Source organism: Erythrobacter sp. SDW2, assembly GCF_021431965.1.
Classification (GTDB): domain Bacteria; phylum Pseudomonadota; class Alphaproteobacteria; order Sphingomonadales; family Sphingomonadaceae; genus Parerythrobacter.
Window position 1 is genome coordinate 661,343 of record NZ_CP090370.1, and the last position, 21,970, is coordinate 683,312.

22 protein-coding genes and 1 tRNA gene are annotated in these 21,970 nt (G+C 64.1%); 13 read left to right on the forward strand and 10 right to left on the reverse strand.

The features are described 5' to 3' along the window. Positions 1-37 precede the first annotated feature (37 nt). The 6 genes from petA to LY632_RS03260 all read left to right on the forward strand — a co-directional run bounded on the left by petA (position 38) and on the right by LY632_RS03260 (position 5,979). Positions 38-616 carry a ubiquinol-cytochrome c reductase iron-sulfur subunit gene (petA, locus tag LY632_RS03235; protein ID WP_234092371.1) on the forward strand — a complete coding sequence of 193 codons (579 nt, stop codon included), beginning with the start codon at positions 38-40 and terminating at the stop codon, positions 614-616. Between the two features lie 20 nt (positions 617-636). Next, entirely contained in the window at positions 637-1,929 is a 1,293-nt protein-coding gene (locus LY632_RS03240) for a cytochrome b N-terminal domain-containing protein (protein WP_234092372.1), read from the forward strand. A gap of 22 nt (positions 1,930-1,951) precedes the next feature. Continuing rightward, positions 1,952-2,806: a cytochrome c1 gene (locus tag LY632_RS03245; RefSeq protein ID WP_234092373.1), complete on the forward strand. Its 855-nt coding sequence runs from the start codon at positions 1,952-1,954 to the stop codon at positions 2,804-2,806. An 84-nt stretch (positions 2,807-2,890) separates the two neighbouring features. Next, positions 2,891-3,427, forward strand: coding sequence for an adenine phosphoribosyltransferase (locus tag LY632_RS03250; protein ID WP_234092374.1), 537 nt, complete (start codon positions 2,891-2,893; stop codon positions 3,425-3,427). An 84-nt stretch (positions 3,428-3,511) separates the two neighbouring features. After that, positions 3,512-5,383 (forward strand): sodium:proton antiporter, encoded by a 1,872-nt coding sequence (locus LY632_RS03255; RefSeq protein ID WP_234092375.1) that lies wholly within the window; start codon positions 3,512-3,514, stop codon positions 5,381-5,383. Between the two features lie 20 nt (positions 5,384-5,403). Beyond that, a complete protein-coding gene (locus tag LY632_RS03260) occupies positions 5,404-5,979 on the forward strand; it encodes an OmpA family protein (protein ID WP_234092376.1) in 576 nt (191 codons plus the stop codon). Positions 5,980-6,153: 174 nt separating this feature from the next. Here the strand turns inward: LY632_RS03260 and LY632_RS03265 are convergent, their stop codons facing one another. The 3 genes from LY632_RS03265 to cysD form a co-directional block, all read right to left on the reverse strand. Further along, a complete protein-coding gene (locus tag LY632_RS03265; protein ID WP_234092377.1) occupies positions 6,154-6,903 on the reverse strand; it encodes a 3'(2'),5'-bisphosphate nucleotidase CysQ in 750 nt (249 codons plus the stop codon). Continuing rightward, positions 6,900-8,822: a sulfate adenylyltransferase subunit CysN gene (gene cysN, locus LY632_RS03270; RefSeq protein ID WP_234092378.1), complete on the reverse strand. Its 1,923-nt coding sequence runs from the start codon at positions 8,820-8,822 to the stop codon at positions 6,900-6,902. Before cysN ends, LY632_RS03265 begins: the two co-directional genes overlap by 4 nt. Before the next feature lie 124 nt (positions 8,823-8,946). Then, positions 8,947-9,858, reverse strand: coding sequence for a sulfate adenylyltransferase subunit CysD (gene cysD, locus LY632_RS03275; protein WP_234092379.1), 912 nt, complete (start codon positions 9,856-9,858; stop codon positions 8,947-8,949). Between cysD and LY632_RS03280 the strand changes: the two genes are divergently transcribed. Then, positions 9,857-10,990: a hypothetical protein gene (locus tag LY632_RS03280; RefSeq protein ID WP_234092380.1), complete on the forward strand. Its 1,134-nt coding sequence runs from the start codon at positions 9,857-9,859 to the stop codon at positions 10,988-10,990. The genes cysD and LY632_RS03280 overlap by 2 nt on opposite strands. 55 nt (positions 10,991-11,045) lie before the next feature. Further along, positions 11,046-11,119 (forward strand) — tRNA-Gly (locus tag LY632_RS03285). 50 nt (positions 11,120-11,169) lie between these two features. Here the strand turns inward: LY632_RS03285 and LY632_RS03290 are convergent. Continuing rightward, positions 11,170-11,565 (reverse strand): PilZ domain-containing protein, encoded by a 396-nt coding sequence (locus LY632_RS03290; RefSeq protein WP_234092381.1) that lies wholly within the window; start codon positions 11,563-11,565, stop codon positions 11,170-11,172. A gap of 62 nt (positions 11,566-11,627) precedes the next feature. Then, positions 11,628-12,485 (reverse strand): pantoate--beta-alanine ligase, encoded by an 858-nt coding sequence (panC, locus tag LY632_RS03295; RefSeq protein WP_234092382.1) that lies wholly within the window; start codon positions 12,483-12,485, stop codon positions 11,628-11,630. A gap of 84 nt (positions 12,486-12,569) precedes the next feature. Between panC and LY632_RS03300 the strand changes: the two genes are divergently transcribed. Genes LY632_RS03300 through LY632_RS03320 form a run of 5 tightly spaced genes read left to right on the forward strand, consistent with a single transcriptional unit; the run spans position 12,570 to position 18,523 of the window. Further along, positions 12,570-13,382, forward strand: a complete 813-nt coding sequence (locus LY632_RS03300) for a division plane positioning ATPase MipZ (RefSeq protein WP_234092383.1) — start codon at positions 12,570-12,572, stop codon at positions 13,380-13,382. Further along, positions 13,379-13,678, forward strand: coding sequence for a J domain-containing protein (locus tag LY632_RS03305; protein WP_234092384.1), 300 nt, complete (start codon positions 13,379-13,381; stop codon positions 13,676-13,678). Before LY632_RS03300 ends, LY632_RS03305 begins: the two co-directional genes overlap by 4 nt. Beyond that, positions 13,675-15,078 carry a phosphoglucomutase/phosphomannomutase PgmG gene (gene pgmG, locus LY632_RS03310; protein ID WP_234092385.1) on the forward strand — a complete coding sequence of 468 codons (1,404 nt, stop codon included), beginning with the start codon at positions 13,675-13,677 and terminating at the stop codon, positions 15,076-15,078. Before LY632_RS03305 ends, pgmG begins: the two co-directional genes overlap by 4 nt. 30 nt (positions 15,079-15,108) lie before the next feature. After that, the gene (locus tag LY632_RS03315) at positions 15,109-16,029 is read left to right on the forward strand and encodes a DUF2059 domain-containing protein (protein ID WP_234092386.1); all 921 of its coding nucleotides are present in this window, start codon (positions 15,109-15,111) and stop codon (positions 16,027-16,029) included. Between the two features lie 49 nt (positions 16,030-16,078). Further along, entirely contained in the window at positions 16,079-18,523 is a 2,445-nt protein-coding gene (locus tag LY632_RS03320) for a ligase-associated DNA damage response DEXH box helicase (RefSeq protein WP_234092387.1), read from the forward strand. A 4-nt stretch (positions 18,524-18,527) separates the two neighbouring features. Here the strand turns inward: LY632_RS03320 and LY632_RS03325 are convergent, their stop codons facing one another. The 5 genes from LY632_RS03325 to LY632_RS03345 form a co-directional block, all read right to left on the reverse strand. Then, the gene (locus LY632_RS03325; RefSeq protein WP_234092388.1) at positions 18,528-18,959 is read right to left on the reverse strand and encodes a biopolymer transporter ExbD; all 432 of its coding nucleotides are present in this window, start codon (positions 18,957-18,959) and stop codon (positions 18,528-18,530) included. Between the two features lie 147 nt (positions 18,960-19,106). After that, positions 19,107-19,577 (reverse strand): biopolymer transporter ExbD, encoded by a 471-nt coding sequence (locus LY632_RS03330; protein WP_234092389.1) that lies wholly within the window; start codon positions 19,575-19,577, stop codon positions 19,107-19,109. Positions 19,578-19,621: 44 nt separating this feature from the next. After that, positions 19,622-20,146: a biopolymer transporter ExbD gene (locus LY632_RS03335; RefSeq protein ID WP_234092390.1), complete on the reverse strand. Its 525-nt coding sequence runs from the start codon at positions 20,144-20,146 to the stop codon at positions 19,622-19,624. A gap of 86 nt (positions 20,147-20,232) precedes the next feature. Continuing rightward, on the reverse strand, positions 20,233-21,021 hold the full coding sequence (locus tag LY632_RS03340) for a MotA/TolQ/ExbB proton channel family protein (protein WP_234092391.1): 789 nt from the start codon (positions 21,019-21,021) through the stop codon (positions 20,233-20,235). Positions 21,022-21,060: 39 nt separating this feature from the next. Further along, positions 21,061-21,810 carry an energy transducer TonB gene (locus LY632_RS03345; RefSeq protein ID WP_234092392.1) on the reverse strand — a complete coding sequence of 250 codons (750 nt, stop codon included), beginning with the start codon at positions 21,808-21,810 and terminating at the stop codon, positions 21,061-21,063. Positions 21,811-21,970: the final 160 nt, after the last annotated feature.

Below are 21,970 nucleotides of genomic sequence, written 5' to 3' on the forward strand. Positions count from 1 at the left end.
CGCGCCGGATGGCGTGGTGATTGGCAAGGCAGGACTGATGGCTGACAATTCGGGCGCCGCTGCGGCGGATGTCGTAACCGACCAGAACGAAGGCGGCGTCGACCGCCGTGACTTCATCAATATCGCTGCGATCAGCGCTGCCGGCATCGGCGGGCTCGCGGTGGTCTATCCTTTGGTCAGCCAGATGGCGCCTTCGGCCGACGTGCTGGCGGAAAGCTCGACCGAGCTTGACGTGTCGGCGATCCAGCCGGGCCAGGCGATCAAGGCGGTGTTCCGCAAGCAGCCATTGTTCGTGCGCCGCTTGACCGCGGAAGAGATTCAGGCTGCCAATGCCACCCCGCTGGGCGAACTGCGCGACGCACAGACCCTGGCTGAGCGGACCAAGGAAGGGCACAACGACCTGCTCGTCACCATGGGCGTCTGCACCCACCTCGGCTGCGTGCCGTTGGGTGCCGCCGAAGGCGAGAACAAGGGCGAGTTCGGCGGCTATTTCTGCCCCTGCCATGGTTCGCACTACGACACCGCCGGCCGCATCCGCAAAGGCCCGGCACCGACCAATCTGGAAGTGCCGGAATACGCATTCTCGCCTGACGGCGCCAAGATCACCGTCGGCTAAGAAGGACGAAAGACAGAGCCATGAGCTTTCCCTGGGCCAAGCAATATACCCCCACCAACCCGCTGATGCAGTGGATGGACGAAAAGCTGCCGTTGCCGCGGCTCGTCTACAACGCTGTCGGTGCGGGCTACCCGGTGCCGCGCAACCTCAGTTATTTCTGGAACTTCGGCGTCCTCGCCGGTTTCTGCCTCGTGCTGCAGATCATCACCGGCGTCGTTTTGGCGATGCATTATGCGGCTGATGCGACGGTTGCTTTCGGCAAGGTCGAGCACATTATGCGCGACGTCAACTGGGGCTGGATGCTGCGCTACATGCACGCCAACGGTGCCAGCTTCTTCTTCATGGTGCTCTACATCCATATTTTCCGCGGCTTCTTCTACAGCTCGTACAAGGCTCCGCGCGAAATGATCTGGTTGCTCGGCGTGGTGATCTTCCTGCTGACCATGGCGACCGCCTTCATGGGCTATGTGCTGCCGTGGGGCCAGATGAGCTTCTGGGGTGCCAAGGTCATCACCGGACTCTTTGGCGCGATCCCGCTCGTCGGCGAGCCGCTGCAGGTCTGGTTGCTTGGTGGCTTCGCGCCTGACGATGCGGCGCTCAACCGCTTCTTCTCGCTGCACTTCCTGCTGCCCTTCGTGATTGCAGGGGTTGTCATCCTGCACATCTGGGCGCTGCACCTGACGGGTTCGTCGAACCCGACTGGCGTCGAAGTGAAGAGTGAAAGCGACACCATCCCCTTCCACCCGTACTATACGGCGAAGGACGGCTTCGGGCTGGGCGTATTCCTGATCCTGTTCGCGGCCTTCGTGTTCTTCATGCCGAACGTGCTCGGCCACCCGGACAACTACATCGAGGCGAACCCGCTTTCGACCCCGGCACACATCGTCCCCGAATGGTATTTCTACCCGTTCTACGCGATCCTGCGCGCCTTCACCTTCGACTTCATCCTCCCGGCCAAGCTGTGGGGCGTGCTGGCAATGTTTGCCGCGATCCTGGTGTGGTTCCTGCTCCCGTGGCTTGACCGCTCGCCGGTTCGTTCGGGCCACTACCGCCCGCTGTTCCGGAAGTTCTTCTGGTTCGGCCTGATCCCCTGCATGATCGTCCTGTTCATCTGTGGTGGTGCGCCGGCAGCAGAACCCTTTGTGATGATCAGCCAGATCGCCACGGCCTACTACTTCCTGCACTTCTTCGTGATCATCCCGCTGATCTCGTCGTTCGAGCAGCCCGAACCGCTACCCTATTCGATCACCGAAGCGGTGCTCGGATCGGACAACGATGCCGTTCTGGGCGAGAACAAAGCGCCTGCGGCCTGAAGCGAATAGGATAGACAAGACCATGATCCGCCTCTTTTCCATCGCCGCCGGCCTCGTTTTCACGATCGTCGTGCTTACCGCATTCGGTTTCGGTGCCTACACCGCCGCGACCGAACCGGTGGTCAAGGACGCCGCGCACGAGTTCTACCAGAAGCCCAAGGCCCCGGCCGGCGGCTTCTCCTTCGACGGCCCGCTCGGCAAGTGGGACCAAGCTCAACTGCAGCGCGGCCTCAAGGTTTACAGCGAAGTCTGCGCCGCTTGCCATAGCCTCAAGTATGTGGCGTTCCGCAGCCTGACCCAGCTTGGCTACACCGAAGGCCAGGTGAAGGCTTTCGCCGCATCGAAGCAGGTTCCCGGAATCGACCCGGTGACCGGCGAGGCGACCACCCGTCCGGGCCTGCCGACCGATCACTTCCCGTCCCCCTATCCCAACGAAGTTGCGGCGCGTGCGGCGAACAACAACGCCATCCCGCCGGACCTTTCGCTGATGACCAAGGCGCGTCCTGACGGCACCAATTACGTCTATTCGCTGCTGGTCGGTTACGGCGAGGCGCCGGCCGAGCTGAAGAAGGAGTTCCCGGAATTCGAAACGCCGCCGGGGCTGAACTACAACAAGTACTTTCCCAACCTCAACATCGCCATGGCGGCTCCGCTTGCGATCGACGACCAGGTGACTTACGACGATGGCACCAAGGCGACCGTCGACCAGATGGCGCAGGACGTTGCTGCTTTCCTGACCTGGACCGCCGAACCCTCGCTGGTGAAGCGCAAGCAGACCGGCTGGGCCGTCCTCGGCTTCCTGCTGTTCGCCACCATCCTGGCCTATCTGTCGAAGCAGCAGATCTGGGCCGCAGTGAAGCCCAAGAAGGCCAAGTAAGCCCTCCTGCGGTTCACACCCTGACACCGAAGCGCTCCTCCATCACTCGATGCGAGGGGCGCTTTGCTTTCCAGTGGAGCGAAAATGACCCCTGACGCGCTCAAAACCCTGATCCGGACCGTGCCGGACTTTCCCGCGCCCGGTATCCAGTTCCGCGACATCACTACCCTGCTCAGTCATGGCGAAGGCCTCGCCGCGACCGTGATGCACCTCGCCGGCGCCGCCCACCTGGCAGGCGCGGAGGCGATTGCGGGGATGGAGGCGCGCGGCTTCATCTTTGGAACCGGTGTGGCGGTGGAGTTGGGGATCGGCTTCATTCCCGTGCGCAAGCCGGGCAAGCTGCCGGTCGTCACCATCGGGGTCGACTATGCCCTCGAGTACGGGACCGACCGGCTGGAAGTCGACCCGACCGCGATCAGCGCGGGCCAGCGGGTCGTGATTGTCGATGACCTGATCGCCACCGGTGGCACCGCACTGGCGGCAGCAAGACTGTTGCGACAGGCGGGGGCCGTGGTGGAGCAGGCCCTGTTCGTGATCGACTTGCCCGAACTCGGCGGGGCCGACCGTCTGCGCGAGGCCGGAGTCACGGTGGATGCACTGATGGCCTTCGACGGCCACTGATCACCGGACCCACCCGAACCGGGAAAGATTCGGCTGCTCGCTCATTGGTCTGGTAACACGCCAAGGGGGGCCTAGACTGGCATCATGGAATCGCAGGCAACCGTAATCGCCGCCATCGGCGTACTGGGCATCGGCGCGCAATGGATTGCGTGGCGTACCGGCTGGCCGGCGATCGTGCTGATGCTGCTGGCGGGTTTCCTCGCCGGACCGGTGCTCGGCGTCCTCGATCCCGAGGCAACCTTCGGCGACTTGATGGAGCCGATGATCAGCATCGGCGTTGCCCTGATCCTGTTCGAAGGCGGCCTGAGTCTTGACCTGCGTGAGCTGCGCCACTCGGGCAGCGCGGTGTGGCGGCTCGCCACGATCGGCGTGTTCGTCGGGTGGTTCCTGGGAGCCATGGCCGGGTACTATGTCGCCGGCCTCGTCTGGCCCGTCGCGGTGCTGTTCGGCGGCATTCTCATCGTAACCGGGCCGACGGTCGTTATTCCGATGCTGCGCCAGGCGACAATCCAGCCCCGTCCTGCATCGATCCTCAAGTGGGAAGGTATCGTCAACGATCCCACCGGCGCGCTGTGTGCGGTTATCGCCTATGAGTACTTTCGCAAACTGGCAGAAAGCCCCGGCGCCTCGCTGTTCGAGGTCGTCCCGCCGCTCATCATCGCCGCCGCATTGTCTGGCGCGATCGGCTATGCTGCTGCGCGGGCCATTGCCTGGCTGTTCCCGCGCGGTGCCATTCCCGAATACCTAAAGGTACCTGTGCTGTTTATCGCGGTCATCGGCGTTTTCGTGCTGTGCAACAGCATCGAGCACGAGGCCGGACTGGTAGCGGTTACGGTGATGGGCATCGCCTTGGCCAACATGAACGTCTCGAGCCTGCGCAGTGTCCATCCGTTCAAGGAAAACATCGCCGTCCTGCTGGTCTCGGGCATCTTCATCCTGCTCGCCGCTTCGCTCCAGCGCGAGGAACTGGCCTATCTCCAGTCGAGCTGGCGCCCGCTCGCCTTTATCCTCACACTCCTGTTCCTTGTCCGCCCACTGACCGTGCTCATCAGCCTGCTCGGCAGCCCGATCCCGTGGAACGAGCGGCTGTTCGTGGCCTGGATCGCCCCGCGCGGCATTGTGCTGGTGGCCATCTCGGGCTTGTTTGCCCTGCGTCTGGGTGACCTCAACATCGAAGGCGGGCAACTGCTGATCGGGCTGAGCTTCGCCGTAGTGGTGGCGACGGTCATTGCGCACGGCTTCACCGTCAACCTTGCTGCGCGCCTGCTGAATATCAAGGGCACCACGCGCCCCGGGCTGATGATTGTCGGCAGCACGCCATGGACGATTGCGTTGGCCAAGCAGATGCAGACGCTCAAGACACCGGTAATGGTGGCGGACCCCAGCTGGCAACGGCTCGCCCCGGCCCGGCGCGAAGGCATTCCCTACTATCACGGCGAAATTCTCAACGAAGCGACCGAGCACAATCTCGATCTGACGCCCTACAGGGTGATGGTCGCGGCAACCGATAACGAGGCTTACAACGCGCTCGTCTGCAACGAATTCGCGCACGAGATCGGCCGGGACAGCGTCTACCAGCTGGGCCAAGCGGAGGACGACGACCACCGCAAACTACCCGAAAGCCTCCGCGGTCGTGCGTTGTTCGAATCCGGTTTCGGCGTCACCGACGTCAACGAGCGACAACAGCAGGGCTGGGTCTTCCGCAGGACCCGGTTGACCGAAGAATATGATTTCGATGACGCTGTCGCCGATCTGCCGGAGGATGCCCATCTCCTCTTGCTGTTGCGGGAGGCGAGCGGCGTGATGCGGTTCTTCACCCACGCCGCCCGGCCGGAGCCGAGGGCGGGCGATATCGTCCTGTCGTTCGTACCGCCGCAGGCCCGCACCACGGATGAGGTCGCCAGCCGCCGACAGGGCAAGACCGGCGGGCGCGGCAAGGGCGCGGTGCCGGCATGACAGTTTCAGGAGACCATTCCATGTTTCGCACTTCCGCCGTCCTGTTTTTCGCGCTCCTGCTCGCCGGGTGTGGCAGCGGGGACAGCGCGCCGACGCCGCAGCCAACCACCAGCCCTGCAGTGGAGCCAACCGGCGAAGCGGTCTCGATCCTGCGGCCCGACGTCGAGGTGCCGGGTATGGTGCCGCTCGAACCGGCCCGGCTGGTAGTGAGATTCGCCGAAGGCGCCGAACTCGACGAGACCGCGAAAGAAGAACTCGCAAAGCTGGTTGAGACGCGCGCGATGAAGGAAGGCGGGCCCATCACCATCGGCGGGCACAGCGACGCGGGCGGCAATGACGCGGTCAACCAGCGTATCTCGCAGGAACGCGCCGACGCGGTAAAAGCGTGGCTGGTCGCGCAGGGTATCGACGCAGCCCGGATCAGGACCATCGCCTTCGGGGAGCAGAACCCGATTGCTCCCAATGCATTACCCGATGGTGAACCGGACGAAGTCGGCCGTGCAGCCAACCGCCGTGCCGAGGTGCTGGTGGATGTTCCCGAAGGTTCGCAGAAGCCAGCATCTCAGGAGCCTTCCCCAAGAGATTCCTCAAGCTGACTCCGGCAGGCCTCGCTGGAGGGCATTTTCCTAAATGGCAGGGGCCGCGTAACAGTTTTGCAAGCTCTTTTCCGTCGTCCGACGCATCACCGTGCACTTCGTCCCGATCCCAGACTTGTCGCCGTGGGATGTTGGTGTGAACTTGGTGTGACCTTTGGCGCAGATATACGATCGTCAGGCCAGCGCAGCGAAGACCCGCTCGGTCCACTCCCTGCGGCAGACCAGCAGGTCGGGCAAATAAGTGTCGGCCTTGTTGTAGCGCAACGGCGAACCGTCGATGCGCGAACAGAACAGCCCGTGCGCTTCGGCCACGGCGACGGGCGCGCAATTGTCCCATTCGTGCTGTCCGCCGGAGTGGAGATAGATTTCCGCCTCGCCGCGCACCACCGCCATGGCCTTGGCCCCGGCCGAGCCCATCGGCACGAGTTCGGCCCCGATCTTCTCCGCCACCGTCACGGCTTCCGCAGCCGGACGGGTCCGGCTGACGAGCATGCGCGGCTTGTCGGCCAGTGGCGGCAGGGCTTGTGGCTGGTCGGATCGCAACACGGTGCCGCCATTGAGGCCAGGCAGGGCCACCGCGCCGACCGTCGCCACGCCGCGCAGGGCCATGCCGACATGCACCGCCCAATCGCTGCGTTCCTCGCCATACTCGCGGGTGCCGTCGACCGGATCGATGATCCAGACGCGCTCCTTGGACAGGCGGGCATCGGTGTCCTTGCTTTCTTCCGACAGCAGGCCGTCCTCGGGCCGCTGCTGGCGCAGGGCATGGACAAGGAACTGGTTAGCGGTTTCGTCACCCGCTTTGCCCAGCGCCTTGCCGGACACGAGCCCGCTGCCGCGCACCTCCAGCAGGATGCGCCCCGCCGCTTCGGCCAGCGCCGCCGCCAGTTCGCCATCGGTCATCGCCACGCCCCCTTTGCTCATTTCAGCGGCAAGATCTGGGCGATGACATAATCGGCGGCTTCTTCAACCGTCATTTCCACCGTGTTGACCCGTATTTCGGGCGCTTCGGGCTCTTCGTAGGGGCTGTCGATCCCGGTGAAGTTCTTGAGCTCGCCGGCGCGGGCCTTCTTGTAGAGACCCTTCACATCGCGTGCCTCGGCCACTTCGAGCGGGGTGTCGACGAAAATCTCGATGAACTCGCCTTCGGGCAGCATTTCGCGCACCATCCGCCGCTCGGCCCGGAACGGGCTGATAAAGGCGGTGAGGACGACCAGGCCGGCATCGACCATCAGCTTGGCCACCTCGCCGATGCGGCGGATGTTCTCGATCCGGTCGGTTTCGGTGAAGCCGAGGTCCTTGTTGAGACCGTGGCGGACATTGTCGCCATCGAGCAGGAAGGTGTGCCGGTTCATCAGGTTGAGCTTGGCCTCGACCGCATTGGCGATGGTCGATTTGCCCGAACCCGACAGGCCAGTGAACCACAGCAGCCGCGGGGTCTGGTTCTTCATCGCCGCATGGTCCTCGCGGGTCACGGTGGTCGGCTGCCAATGGACATTGTCGGCCCGGCGGAGGCTGAAATTGAGCATGCCGGCGGCGACCGAGGCGTTGGTGATCTTGTCGATCAGGATGAACCCGCCGAGCGCGCGGCTGTCCGTGTAAGGCTCGAACACGATCGGGCGGTCGGTGTGGATTTCCGCCACGCCGATCGCGTTGAGGCCCAGCGTCCTGGCCGCCAGATGATCCAGCGTGTTGACGTTGAGTTCGTATTTGGGGACCTGCACCGTGGCGGTCACATTCTGCGCGCCGAGCTTGAGCCAGTAGCCGCGGCCCGGCTTCATCGCTTCCTCGCTCATCCACACCAGCGTCGCTTCGAACTGGTCGGACGCCTGCGGCGGATCGCCTGCAGCAGCGATGGTGTCGCCGCGCGAACAGTCGATCTCGTCGTCAAGGCAGATAGTAACCGATTGACCGGCCACGGCTTCGTCGAGTTCTGCACCCATGGTCACGATGGACTTGACCGTGCTGGTCTTGCCAGAGGGCACGACCCGGATCGCGTCGCCCGGCTTGACCGTGCCGCCGGTGATCAGGCCGGAAAAGCCCCGGAAGTCGAGGTTGGGGCGGTTGACCCATTGCACCGGCATACGGAACGAACGCTGTTGCGCCGCGACATTGGCGATCTCGACCGTTTCCAGATGGTGGATCAGGCTCGGCCCGGTGTACCACGGCGTGTTGGCCGAAGGCGCATCCGTGATGTTGTCGCCCTTGAAACCGGAAATGGGAATGGCGGTAAAGGCCTCGATCCCGGCCTGCCGGGCAAAGTCGGCATAGTCGCTGACGATCCGGTCGAAGATGGCCTTGTCGTAGCCGACCAGGTCCATCTTGTTCACCGCCAGCACCAGTTGCTTGATGCCGAGCAGGTGGGCGATGGTGCTGTGGCGCTTGGTCTGGACCAGCACGCCCTTGCGCGCATCGATCAGGATAACGGCGAGATCGGCGGTCGAAGCGCCGGTGACCATGTTGCGGGTGTATTGTTCGTGCCCCGGGCAATCGGCGACGATGAACTTGCGTTTCTCGGTCGAGAAAAAGCGATAGGCGACATCGATAGTGATACCCTGCTCGCGCTCGGCGGCGAGACCGTCGACGAGCAGGGCGAAATCGATCTCCTGCCCCTGCGTGCCGACCTTCTTGCTGTCATGTTCCAGTGCGGCGAGCTGGTCTTCGAAGATCATCTTCGAATCGTACAGCAGCCGCCCGATCAGGGTGGATTTGCCGTCATCGACGCTACCGCAGGTGATGAAGCGCAGCAGGCTCTTGTGCTGGTGCTGGTCGAGATAGGTGTCGATATCCTCGGCAATGAGCGCATCGACCTGGTAGGCGGGTTGGGGGGAATGATCGGTCATTGTTCTACCCTCGTCATCCCAGCGAAAGCTGGGATCGCTGTCGGTTGTGCCGGAGCTTGCGGCGCGCGGCCCCGGATCAAGTCCGGGGTTGACCCTTCGTCACCCTGAAGGGTGACGTGGCAGGTCAAAAATACCCCTCCTGCTTCTTCTTCTCCATGCCCGCCCCGCCTTCGTCCTTGTCGATGACGCGGCCCTGGCGTTCGCTGGTGGTGGTGAGCAGCATTTCCTGCACCACTTCGGCCAGTGTCGCCGCCTCGCTCTCGACCGCGCCGGTCAGCGGGAAGCAACCGAGCGTGCGGAAGCGGACCGAGCGGGTGGCGATTTCCGGCTTCTTGCCCATCACGCGTTCCAGCCGCTCGATATCGTCGGCCATGAACAGCCCGCCCTCGTACTCGTAGGTCGGGCGCGGGGCGGAGAAATAGAGCGGCACGATCTCGATATTCTCGGCCATGATGTATTGCCAGATGTCGAGCTCCGTCCAGTTGGAGAGCGGGAACACGCGGATGCTCTCGCCCTTGGCCTTGCGGGCGTTGTAGACGTTCCATAGCTCGGGCCGCTGGTTCTTGGGGTCCCAACCGTGGCTGGCGGTGCGGAACGAGAAAATCCGCTCCTTGGCGCGGCTCTTCTCCTCGTCCCGCCGCGCACCGCCGAAGGCCGCATCGAAGCCGTAGTGGTCGAGCGCCTGTTTGAGCCCCTCGGTCTTCCACATGTCGGTGTGCAGCGGACCGTGATCGAACGGATTGATCCCGCGATCCGCCGCTTCGGGGTTCTGCCACACCAGCAGCTCCATCCCCGCATCCTGCGCGCTCTTTTCGCGCAAAGCGTACATGTCCTTGAACTTCCAGGTCGTATCGACATGCAGCAGCGGGAAGGGCGGCGGCGAGGGATAGAACGCCTTCTTGGCCAGGTGCAGCATGACAGCGCTGTCCTTGCCGATCGAATAGAGCATCACCGGCTTGGTCGCTTCGGACACGACCTCGCGCATGATGTGGATGCTTTCGGCTTCGAGCCTCTCGAGATGGGTCAGGCGGCGCATGGTCTTCCTCTATCGCGGGGTCGCGTGGCAGGCGCTGTGGCAGAGCGCAATTGCGCTGACAGTTCCCATATGGGATATAGTAACGATGGCCGTCACCCTGCTCGAAGCCCAGGACCTCGTCGCGTTGCTCCATCGCGGCACGTTGGCGAGCGAGCCGTGGGGGGATTTTCTCTCCGCCTTGCGGCGCCGGATGGGCGCGGATCGGGCGCTGATCTTTCTCGCCAGTACCAATGGCGCCGAGCTCAGCCGGATCGAGCCTGGCAGCCCCGCCGCGCTGCAAGTGGAAGACATAGCTGTGCTGACGTCCCGGCACAGCCCGGTCAGGCCCAAGCGGGTGTTTGCCGGTCCCGATCTGGAAGACGTTCCGGCCCTGCCGCAACTGCGAACCTCGCTGGGCGTTTCCCATCTTCGGCTGCTGCGGGTGGACGAGAGCGGCGGTGCGTCAGCCTTGTTGGTCATCGGCAAGAACGGCGAGGACTTCGCGGCGGCCGATGTCTCGCTGCTGGCCAATCTGGCCGACCATCTCGAGATCGCCCTGCGCACCTGGGCTGCGCTCGAGCAGGAGCGGATGCGCGCGGGGATCAGCGGCGAGGCGATCCGGCGGCTCAATTTCGGCTGGTTCCTGCTCGACCGCAGCGGGGTGATTGTCGATTGCAGCGCCGAGGCCGAAGCGCTGCTGCACGAGCGCCGCGCCGTCTCGCGCACGCCGCGCGGGCTGCTTCTGCCTGATCGGCGCGAGGCGCAGGGCGCGTTGCGGCGCTATCTCGAACGGCTGGGGCGGGGCGAGATGGCCAGTCGCGCGGTTCACCTGTCGGACGAACCCTGGCTCGACATGCTGCTGACTCCGCGCGGTGGCGGTGCCCAGATGGTCGCCGCCTATGTCCACGGGGAAGCGCCGACCAGTGCCGAACGCAGCGCACAATTGATGCAACTGTTCGGTCTCAATGCGAAAGAGGCACAGCTGGCGTTGCTGATCAGTCGCGGGGTGACGATCAACGAGGCCGCTGGACAGCTCGGCCTGACCCGGGAAAGTACGCGGCTCTATTCAAAGCGGCTCTACGCCAAGACCGGGACACGGGGGCAGGCCGATCTGGTCCGGCTCATCCTTGCCAGTGTAGTCGCGCTCTCTTGAGGCAAATATTGACGAATCCGCGAGCATAGGCGAAAGGCGCTGCTCCGCTGGAGATGCGGGTATAGCATAGTGGTAATGCTCCAGCCTTCCAAGCTGGCTAGAGGGGTTCGATTCCCCTTACCCGCTCCAACCTTGCCCGCTCCAACCTTACCCGCTCCAGCGATGTCTCGCTTGTGGGCTCAGCTTCGGCCCTTGGCCCAATCGGCGGCATACAGCGCCATATCGCGCAGCTTGCCCCCTTGGGCGATATAGTCTTCCTGCAGAAGTGCGGTGCCCTTTAGCTCCGCTGGCGTGACCACTTCCTCGAATGCGATGCCGCCGACGTGCTGCGACAGCCACACCAGCTTGCCGAGCTTCTCGTTACCTCCCCATTGCAGCACCACCGTTTCGCCGGGTTGGGGATCGGGACGGCGGGAGGCTTCCTCGTCCACCTCGATCCGCCCGCCGTGGGGCGAGAGGTCGAGCAGGACGACCGGATAGGTGCCCGACAGGGTAATGCACCGTGCCGGCAGGCTGGTCTGCAGCCGCTCGGGATCGCGCCGCCGATCGGCGCCGGGAGAATCGGGGCTGTCCATGGCGGGCTTCTTACGCGCGTCCCGCTTAACGCAGGCCGCAGGGATGCGGTTAAGGCCGGGTTTCAGCCACCGACGACCATATTGTCGATCAGACGCGTGCCGCCGATCCGAGCGGCGACCAGCAGGCGCGCCTGGCCACCGGGCAAGGCATCGATCCGCGCCAGAGTGTCGGGCTCGGCCAGCGCGGCATAATCGATGCTGTCGAACCCCGCCTGCAGCAGCGCCCCTTCGAGCGAGGCCAGGGTCGGCGCGACTGCGGCACCATTCTCGATTGCCCCGATCGCTTCCTTCATGGCGCGCGGCAGCACGGCTGCGGCAGCGCGGTTCGCCGGCGAGAGGTAGCGGTTGCGGCTCGACATCGCCAGCCCATCGGCCTCGCGCACGGTCGGGACGCCATGGATGGCCGAGACATGCGGCTGCGTCAGGTCGAGGTCGCGCGCCATGGCGCGGATCACCGCCAGCTGCTGGAAATCCTTCTCGCCGAAGAAGGCCTTGTCGGGCAGGACCTGCTGGAACAGCTTGCACACCACCGTGGCCACCCCGTCGAAGTGCCCGGGACGCGAGGCACCACAAAAGTCGGCGCTGACCACACTGACCGAGACATGGGTGACAAAGCCTTCGGGATACACCTCGCTCACTGGCGGAGCCCACAACACCGCTACCCCTTCCGCTTCGAGCATGGCGCTGTCCTGGGCCAGCTGGCGCGGATAGGCGTCGAGGTCCTCGTTCGGGCCGAACTGGGCCGGGTTGACGAAGATCGAAGCGACGACATGGTCGGCATGGCGCTTCGCTTCGCGCACCAGCGCCAGGTGCCCTTCGTGAAGCGCGCCCATGGTCGGAACCAGTGCCACGGTGCTGCCATCCGCCCGCAGCTGCGCCACGGCGTTTCTCAACACATCCAGCCGATCGATGGTTTGCACGGCCCGTGGCCCTCCCGTATGTTTCGCCCCAGAAGCTGACGGCTCGCCCTAGCGCGCCCGATCCACCCTCGAAAGGCCCAAGTCGTGACTACCCATCGCCCGCACCGCATCGTTTTCGCCAACGAGAAGGGCGGCACGGGCAAATCGACCACCGCCGTCCACGTCGCTGTGGCCCTCGCCTACAAGGGTGCGCGCGTGGCGGCGATCGATCTCGACCATCGCCAGCGGACCATGCATCGCTATTTCGAGAACCGGGTCGAGACCGAGCAGCGGCGCGGCGTGTCGCTCCCCGGTGCCATCTGCGAGGTCTTCAGCGACAACAATGTCCAGCGTCTGGAGGTGCTGGCGGACAAGCTCGGCCGCGAGGCCGATTTCCTGATCTTCGACACGCCGGGACGCGACGATCCGCTCGCCCGCCACGCCGCGACCGAAGCGGACACGCTGGTCACCCCGCTCAATGACAGCTTCGTCGATTTCGATCTCATCGGCCAGGTCGATGCCGAGACCTTCAAGGTCCGCCGTCTCAGCTTCTATGCCGAACTGATCTGGGAAGCGCGGCTGAAACGCAGCAAGGCGACGGTCGAGCAGCAACGGCGCGAGATGGACTGGGTCGTGGTCCGCAACCGCACCGGCTATACCGAAGCACGCAACATGCAGCGCATCGAACGCGCGCTGACCGAGCTGAGCAAGCGGGTCGGCTTCCGTGTCACCGCCGGGCTTTCCGAACGCGTGATCTACCGCGAACTCTTCCCCTCCGGCCTGACCCTGCTCGACAAGGGGCACCTGGGCGATCTCGGCACCAGCCACCTGGTCGCGCGGCAGGAACTTCGTCAGCTGGTGATGGGGCTCAACCTGCCGATGCCGGCCGATGCCCAGCCGACCCTCGAACTCGCATGATCCGCTTCCTTGTCATCGCCGTGGTGCTTTCGGTCCTGTGCAGGTGGGCGCTGGGCAAGTGGCCATGGGAGTATCTGGCGCGAGGGCGGTCGACCCGCAGCCAGGCAATCCTTCGCGCGCGGCGGCTGTTGGCTGTTCCCGAGAATGCCAACCATTCCGAAATACTTGCCGCGCATAAGCGGCTGGTCGCCATGGTCCACCCGGACCGGGGGGGCACCAGCGAACAGGTGCACGAGGCCAATGCCGCGCGCGACCTGTTGCTCGATGAACTGCCACACGAGGTGCCCCCGCAATGAAGCATGCATTCCACCCCACCATCCTGCGCGAATACGATATTCGCGGGATCATCGGCGAGACGCTGTCGGCAGACGATGCCCGCGCCATCGGGCGCAGCTTTGCCACCCTGCTGCGGCGGGCGGGCGGCAAGACAGTGGCGGTCGGCTATGACGGGCGAGTGAGCTCGCCGGTGCTCGAGCACGCGCTGGTCGAAGGCCTCACCGCCAGCGGCTGCGACGTGGTGCGGATCGGCATGGGGCCGACCCCGATGCTCTATTTTGCCGAAGCCTCAAGCGAACAGGTGGATGGCGGCATTCAGATAACTGGCAGCCATAATCCCGCCAATTACAATGGCTTCAAGATGGTATTCCAGGGCCGGCCGTTCTTTGGCCGGGATATCCAGGACCTCGGGCAGGTCTCTGCCGAAGGCGACTGGTTCGACGGCACCGGCACGGCGCGTACGCTCGATATCCAGGAAGACTATGTTGCCCGGCTGATGGGCGCGCTCGACGGGATCGACCTGGCCAGGCTCGAACGCCTCCGCATCGGCTGGGACGCGGGCAACGGTGCGGCCGGGCCGGTGCTGGATATGCTCGCCGCGCGGCTGCCCGGCGAACACCATCTGCTCTATACTGAAGTCGACGGACATTTTCCCAACCACCATCCTGATCCAACGGTCGAGGCCAATCTGGCCGACCTCAAGGCGCTGGTCGCCGAAAAGAAACTCGACTTCGGAGTGGCATTCGACGGCGACGGCGACCGGATCGGGGCGATCGACGGCATGGGCCGCGTGATCTGGGGCGATCAGCTGCTGATGATCTATGCCGAAGATCTGCTTGCAAACCTGCCCGGTGCCACGATTATAGCCGATGTGAAGGCCAGCCGTGCGCTGTTCGAGCGGGTCGGGCAGCTCGGCGGCAAGCCGCTGATGTGGAAGACCGGCCACTCGCTGATTAAGTCCAAAATGAAGGAAACTGGCAGCCCGCTGGCCGGCGAAATGAGCGGCCACGTGTTCTTCGCCGACACATATTACGGTTTCGACGACGCGCTGTATGCGGCGCTGCGCCTGATCGCAGCGAGTGCCCGGTTGGGCAAGACGGTTACTGATCTGCGCGGGGCAATGCCGGCGCTGGTCAACACCCCCGAGCTCCGCTTCCAGGTCGACGAGAGCCGCAAGTTCGCGGTGATCGACGAGGTCAGGGCGCGGCTTGCCGAAACCGATGCCGAGGTAAACGATACCGATGGCGTGCGCGTCACCACGCCCGATGGCTGGTGGCTGCTGCGCGCGTCGAACACACAGGATGTGCTGGTTGCCCGGGCTGAGGGTGAGAGCGATGCGGCAGTCGAACGCCTGATGGCGCAAATCGACGAGCAACTGGCGCTATCCGGGCTGGTGCGCGGCGAGCAGGCAGGGCATTGAGGGATTTCGAAAATTCAGGAGGGAAGGGTTATGCTGCGTAAAGTTCTTCTGGCGCCGCTGGCTGGCGCATTGGTTCTCGCTGCTGTTCCGGCGGTGGCGCAGGACGGTGACGAACCGATGGTCGAACAGAGCATTCAAATTGCCGACACCGACACCGACACCGATGCACCTGAAGAAACTGCTCCCAATCCCTTCGCCATGCTTGCCGGGATGTTCGCGGTCGAACCCCTGACGCCAGAGCAGGAGGCCCGTTTGCCGCAAGCCACTGCCATAATCTCCAAGCTGGTTCCCGAAGGGTCGCTCGGTGAAATGATGGGCAAGACCTTCGACAATTTCATCAAGCCTTTTGGCGACCTGCCGAAATCCTCGGCGGTCGAGCGGGCGGCCAACGGCATCGGTGTCAGCCAGTACGACCTCGAACTCACCGACGAGCAGGCGCAGGAAATCGCCGACATGTTCGATCCCGCCTACGAGGAACGCGAAGCGCGCGAAATGGCGCTGCTGCCGGAAATGATGAACACCATGATGACGGCGATGGAGCCGCCCATGCGCAAGGCCATGGCGGAACTCTACGCCATCAATTTCACCGGGGCCGAACTGAGCGACATCGATGCCTTCTTTTCGACCCCGACAGGCGCGATCTATGCTCGCAAGTCCTTCACCATGGCGAGCGATCCGCGCATCGTTGCCGCTTCGATGGAGGCTCTCCCTGCGCTGCTTGGCCCGATCGGCAGTATGGAAGAAAAGGCCAAGGCCGCCACGGCCGATCTTCCGCCGGCACGGGCCTTCGCGGAGCTGACAGCAAGGGAACGTGCCCGCATCACGGCTCTGACGGGTTTCTCGGCCGAGGAGATCGAGGAATGGCTGTCGATGCGCGACACGATGGAGGCGGTCGAATGGGATTCCGAGGCCGTGACGACAGGCGATGCTTCGGATTCGGTCGAAGACTAACCGCTGACCGGACTGGCCCCATTTATTCTCCCGGTGCATTGACGGGAGAATGAAGGTGTCCGTTCCACCCGAAATCGAACGCTGGTTTGCCGGCCGCGGGTGGCGTGTGCGGCGGCACCAGGCGGAAATGCTGGCAGCGGCGGACAGCGGCCGACACGCTTTGCTGGTGGCGGATACCGGCGCGGGCAAGACCCTGGGCGGGTTCCTGCCGACGCTGGCGGATTTCTGCCCCTCCCGGTTGGGTGGCAAGGCGTTGCCGGATGGTCTGCACACGCTCTACGTCTCGCCGCTGAAGGCGCTGGCGCATGATGTGCAGCGCAATCTCCTCACGCCCGTGGAGGAAATGGGACTGCCGATCCGGATCGAGACCCGCAGCGGCGATACCCCGTCGGACCGCAAGAAACGCCAGCGGGCCAAGCCGCCGCATGTGCTGCTTACGACCCCGGAAAGCCTGTCGCTGCTGTTGAGCTATCCCGACAGTATCGAGCTCTTTTCGGGTCTCGAACGCATCGTGATAGACGAGGTCCACGCCTTCGCCACCGGCAAGCGCGGCGACCTGCTGGCGCTCAGCCTCTCTCGGTTGCAGGCCATAGCGCCGGAGCTGCAGCGAGTGGCCTTGTCGGCAACGCTCGCCAATCCCGAGGGATTCCGTGAATGGCTCGCCCCATGGGGCGATATCGACAGCGTTGCCTTGGTCGAGGGCGAAGCCGGTGCGCCGGCCGAAGTCGAGATCCTCCTGCCTGACGAGGAACGGGTACCGTGGGGCGGGCACGCCGGGACCTGGGCCGTGCCGCAGGTCTACGAGACGATCCGCAAGAACCGCACGACGCTGATTTTCACCAACACGCGCTTCCTGGCGGAATATCTGTTCCAGCAATTGTGGGACATCAACGACGATCTGCTGCCCATCGGGATCCACCATGGCTCGCTCAGCAAGGAAGCCCGGCGCAAGGTCGAAGGCGCGATGGCGCGGGGCGAGTTGCGGGCACTGGTCGCGACGGCGAGCCTCGATCTGGGGGTCGACTGGGGCGATATCGACTGCGTGGTGCAGATGGGCGCTCCGAAGGGCTCATCGCGCCTGCTCCAGCGGATCGGGCGGGCCAACCACCGGCTCGACCAGCCGAGCCGCGCGCTGCTGGTGCCGGGCAACCGGTTCGAATTCCTCGAGGCCCAGGCGGCCAAGGATGCGGTCGACCAGGGCCAGCGCGATGGCGAGGCGTTCCGGCCCGGCGGGCTCGATGTGCTGGCGCAGCATGTCATGGCCTGCGCCTGTGCCGCGCCTTTTGCCGAAGCCGAACTCCTGGCGGAGGTGCGATCGTCTTTGTCCTATGCCTGGGTCGACGAAGTGGTGTGGCAGCGGGTGCTCAATTTCGTCGCCACCGGGGGCTATGCGCTCAAGGCGTATGACAAGTTCCGCCGCATCGTCCGCGACAGGGCAGGCGTATGGCGGCTGGCGCATCCCGAACTGGCGGCCAAGCACCGGCTCAACGCGGGGATCATCCTCGATTCCGAAATGCTGGAAGTGCGTTTCCGCAATGGCCGCTCATTGGGCAAGGTGGAGGAACGCTTCGCCGCTTCGCTGCGGCCTGGTGACACCTTCGCCTTTGCCGGGCAGGCGCTTGAGGTCGAGCAGCTGCGCGACATGGAAATCGTGGTGCGGGCGACCGCCAAGTCGGCGATGATCCCCAGCTATGGCGGCGCGCGCATGCCGCTGACGACGCATCTGGCCGACCGGGTGCGGGCGATGCTGGTCGATCGTGCGGGTTGGGCGCGTTTCCCGGATGACGTGCGCGAATGGCTGGAAGTGCAGGACTGGCGCAGCCGGATGCCGGGGCCGGACAGGTTGCTGGTGGAGAGCTTCCCCCACGCTCAGAAGCACTACACGGTGTACTACACCTTCACCGGGTGGAACGCGAACCAGTCGTTGGGCATGCTGATCACCCAGCGGATGGAAGCGCGCGGCCTAATGCCGGGCGGGTTCGTCGCCAACGACTATTCGCTGGCGGTCTGGGGGCTGAAACCCGTCACCGATCCCGCGCCACTGCTCTCGCCGGACATTCTGGCGCATGAGTTCGTCGAATGGGTGCAGGACAGCTACCTGCTCAAGCGTTCGTTCCGCGAAGTGGCCGTGATCGGCGGCCTGGTCGAGCGCCAGCAGCCCGGAAAGCGCAAGAGCGGGCGGCAAGTCACCTTCTCGACCGACCTGATTTACGATGTGCTGCGGAAGTACGAGCCCGACCATGTCCTGCTCGAAGCCGCCTGGGCCGATGCGCGCGAGCGGTTGACCGATATCGGTCGGTTGCAGGACCTGCTTGCGCGTTCGGAGCACCAGCTGGAACATGTCACCCTGGAGCGGGTCAGTCCGCTGGCGGTCCCGGTGATGGTGATGATCGGCCGGGAGAGCATGCCGCAGGGTTCGGTCGATGACGAACTGCTGCTCGAAGCCGAGAGTCTCGCCAGCGCCGCGATGCGGGTGGACGATCCTCTCGGCTAAGGCATTACTTGTCGAGTGTTCCGTACCGTTCGTTACCCACGAAGGCGAATTTCCGGATGCCCGAGTCCTTGATGAGGGCGATGGTCTTGGCGGAGCGGTCGTAGCTGGCGGCCGCTGCGGGCTCGAAGCGGACTTCGGGTTGGTCGGGCCGGGCAGCGGCGGCTGTCAACTGGGCTCCGAGAACCTCGTGCGAAACCGGCTGGCCGTTCCAGAACAACCGGTCCTGGGCATCGATGGTCACGGCGTTGCGATCGACCACCGCAAGGGGCGCATCGCCTGCCGCCGGCAATTCGACCTGTGTCGAGTGGGTCATCACGGGGACGGTCAGGATCAGCATCACGATCAGGACTAGCAGCACATCGATCAGCGGGGTCATGTTCATCTCGCCGGTCGTGGTCTTGGGCAGGCGGGTGAAATAGAGCTTGCGGCGTCTCATTTTCCTCTCTCCCTTCATGTTACAGCATAACATAACAGAGAGCATTGGCAAGATGGGTCCGAAGCGGTTGGATGCCCGCTTGTCCGGGCACGAAAAAGGGGGCGGATCGCTCCGCCCCCTCTTCGATTTCGCGAAGGCGATGACTGCTTACTGAGCGCCGCCGTTGAAGGCCGGTGCACTGGCATCCTTGCCGAATGAGCCGAACTGTTCGTTGCCGACAAATCCGAACTTGGTCACGCCGGAGCCCTTGATGATCTGCAGCACCTTGGCCGACAGGTCATAGCTGGCCTGGCCTTCCGGTTCGAACTGCAGTTCGGGTTCGGGATCCATGCCCCTGGTCTCGTTGAGATACGTGACAAGGGTGCTCTGGTCGACCACGGCCCCGTTCCACAGGATTTCGTTCTGCTGGGTGAGAACGATCTTGTTCTTGACCGGATCGATCGCGTCGGGCGGCGGCGGATTGGGGTTCGGGCTCGGCAGGTCGATGTCGACCGAGTGGGTCGCGACCGGGATGGTGATGATGAACATGATGAGCAGCACGAGCAGGACGTCGATCAACGGCGTCATGTTCATGTCGGTCATCGGCATGCCATCGTCTTTGCCACCTGACATTGCCATGGTGTGGTACTCCTCTTGTCTCTAACTGCGGTCGGTTGCGGCCCTTAGGGCTCGACCGGGTTGGAGATGAAGCCAACGGTGGGATAGCCCGCCCGCTGGACAGTGTAGATGGTGCCGGCCACGCAGCGCCACGGGGCATTTTGGTCCCCGCGGATGTGGACCTGCGGAATGAGCTCGGGGTTGTCGAGCATCGCCTGCTCGCCGCCGGCCCGTTCCACGATCGATTCAAGCCGCTTTTGCGCGGTTTCGAACAGTTCGTCCGAAGTCACCGGCGAAATGTTGTTGAAGTAGACCCGGCATTCGCCGTCGCGGGCCGCACCTTCGAAGCCGGGAGTGCCCGCACTGCGGCCGGCGGCATCGGTGGTGCTGACCGTGAGCGAGAGGTTCTCGACCTTGTCCTTCGATTCAACCGATTCGAAGACAGGGATCTTGAGCTTCTCGATGGTCTGGATCGCGACCGGGACCGCGATCAGGAAGATGATCAGGAGAACCAACATCACGTCCACCAGCGGGGTGGTGTTGATGTCGGACATCGGCGTCTCGTTGCCGCCTCCTACAGAAATCGCCATGACTACATCCTATCCGTCTGTGGTCGTCTCATAGGGTTGGAACCAGGGGGGACAGGCTCGCGCCCGCCACCCCGGTTCCATACGACTTACTTCTTGACCGGGACGCCGCCGGCAGTGGTCGCCGGAGCAGCCGGCTTGGCAGCCGACTTGGCAGCCGGTGCGGCAGGCACGGCCGGCTTGATGGCGCCGTTCGAGTTGAGGTTGGCGAGCAGGTCGGTCGAGAAACCGGTCAGGTGCTCGGCGATCCGCTTGTTGCGGGCCTGCAGCCAGTTGTAACCGAGAACGGCAGGCACAGCGACCAGCAGACCGATGGCGGTCATGATCAGCGCCTCACCGACCGGGCCCGCAACCTTGTCGATCGAGGCCGAACCGGCGAGACCGATGTTGATCAGCGCACGGTAGATCCCGATAACGGTACCGAGCAGACCGACGAACGGTGCGGTCGAGCCGACCGATGCGAGGAACGACAGACCGCCGGCCAGCTTGGCGTTGATGAGGTCTTCCGAGCGCTGCAGCGAACCGTGGAGCCAGTCGTGGGCTTCGAGCTTGTCGGTCATCTTGGCGTGGCTTTCGTCGGCGGCGATGGCATCGTCGACGACCTGGCGCCAGGCGCTGTTCTTTTCGAGCTTGGTAACGCCGTCACGCAGGGTGGGGGCACGCCAGAAGCCGGGCACCTGGGTCTTGTACTGCTTCATGATCTTGTTCTGCTCGAGCAGCTTGGTGATCAGGATGTAGAACGAGCCAACCGACATGATGACGAGCACGCCAAGGATCGACCAGGCGATGACGCCGCCCTGTTCCATGGCTTCCATGAAGCCGAATTCGGTCTTGGGCGCACCGTCGGCCGCGGCGGCAGTAAGAAGTTCGATAATCATTTGCGAGTTCCTCTCGAAAGAAGCTGAATCAGATGGAAATTATTGCGGGATTTCCCACTTGACCGACTGGGTATAGGTGCCGGAGGTCGGCTTGCCTTCTCCATCGGTCGCGGGGTTGAAGCGGGCGCGACGCATCATGTTCTTGCACGTCGCATCATCGAGCAGGCCCGAACCGCTTGAACCGGTCACGGTGCAACCCGTCGGCTCACCTCTGGCGTCAACCGTGATTCGGACGGTGGTGATCCCCTGCTGTTCTTCACGCAGGGCGCGCGAAGGATAGTCATTCTGGGTCACCCAGCGGCCGGCATTGCCCCTGGGCGTTGGCGGCTTGGGCTGAACACGCGGCTTGACGGGAGGGCAGGTCGCATTGACCGGAATGACCTGGCCACCGGGGCATGTCTTGGTCGTCGGACCGCAGGAGGCGGTCTTGTCGATTACCCGACCGTCGGCGCATGTCTGCTTGCCGGCAAACGGGTCAACCCGTTCATCGCGTTCAACCTCTTTGTCCGTCGTATCGTCGAGCTGGTTGTCCGGCTTGAGGTTGAACGGGCTCGGAGGAACCACGACCGGCGGCGGTGCCGTTTCGGGGATTTCCTCGGGCGGGGGCGGGGGCTCTTCCTCAGGCTCGGGCTCTTCCACGTCGATGGTCGTAACCCGTTCGACGACGGCTTTCGCCGCCTCGTAGGCAAGACCGGTGACGAGGGTATAGCCGATTGCAACGTGAAGGAGAGCAACTAGGACGATGGCAATCATCCGATTGCCGCTCATCTGTTGGTCAGCGTAGGCCATGCAGTCGCATCACTCCGTCTGCGCCGGTAATTCCGGCTCTCAAATGTCCGGCGGCTGCACCGGACGGCGATCCTTCCATCCATCTCGAAATGCCGCACTACTCCGATTCGGCATTGCGCCGATCGGGCCGTGCCCTCAAGATGGAATCAGTCCGGGAAGT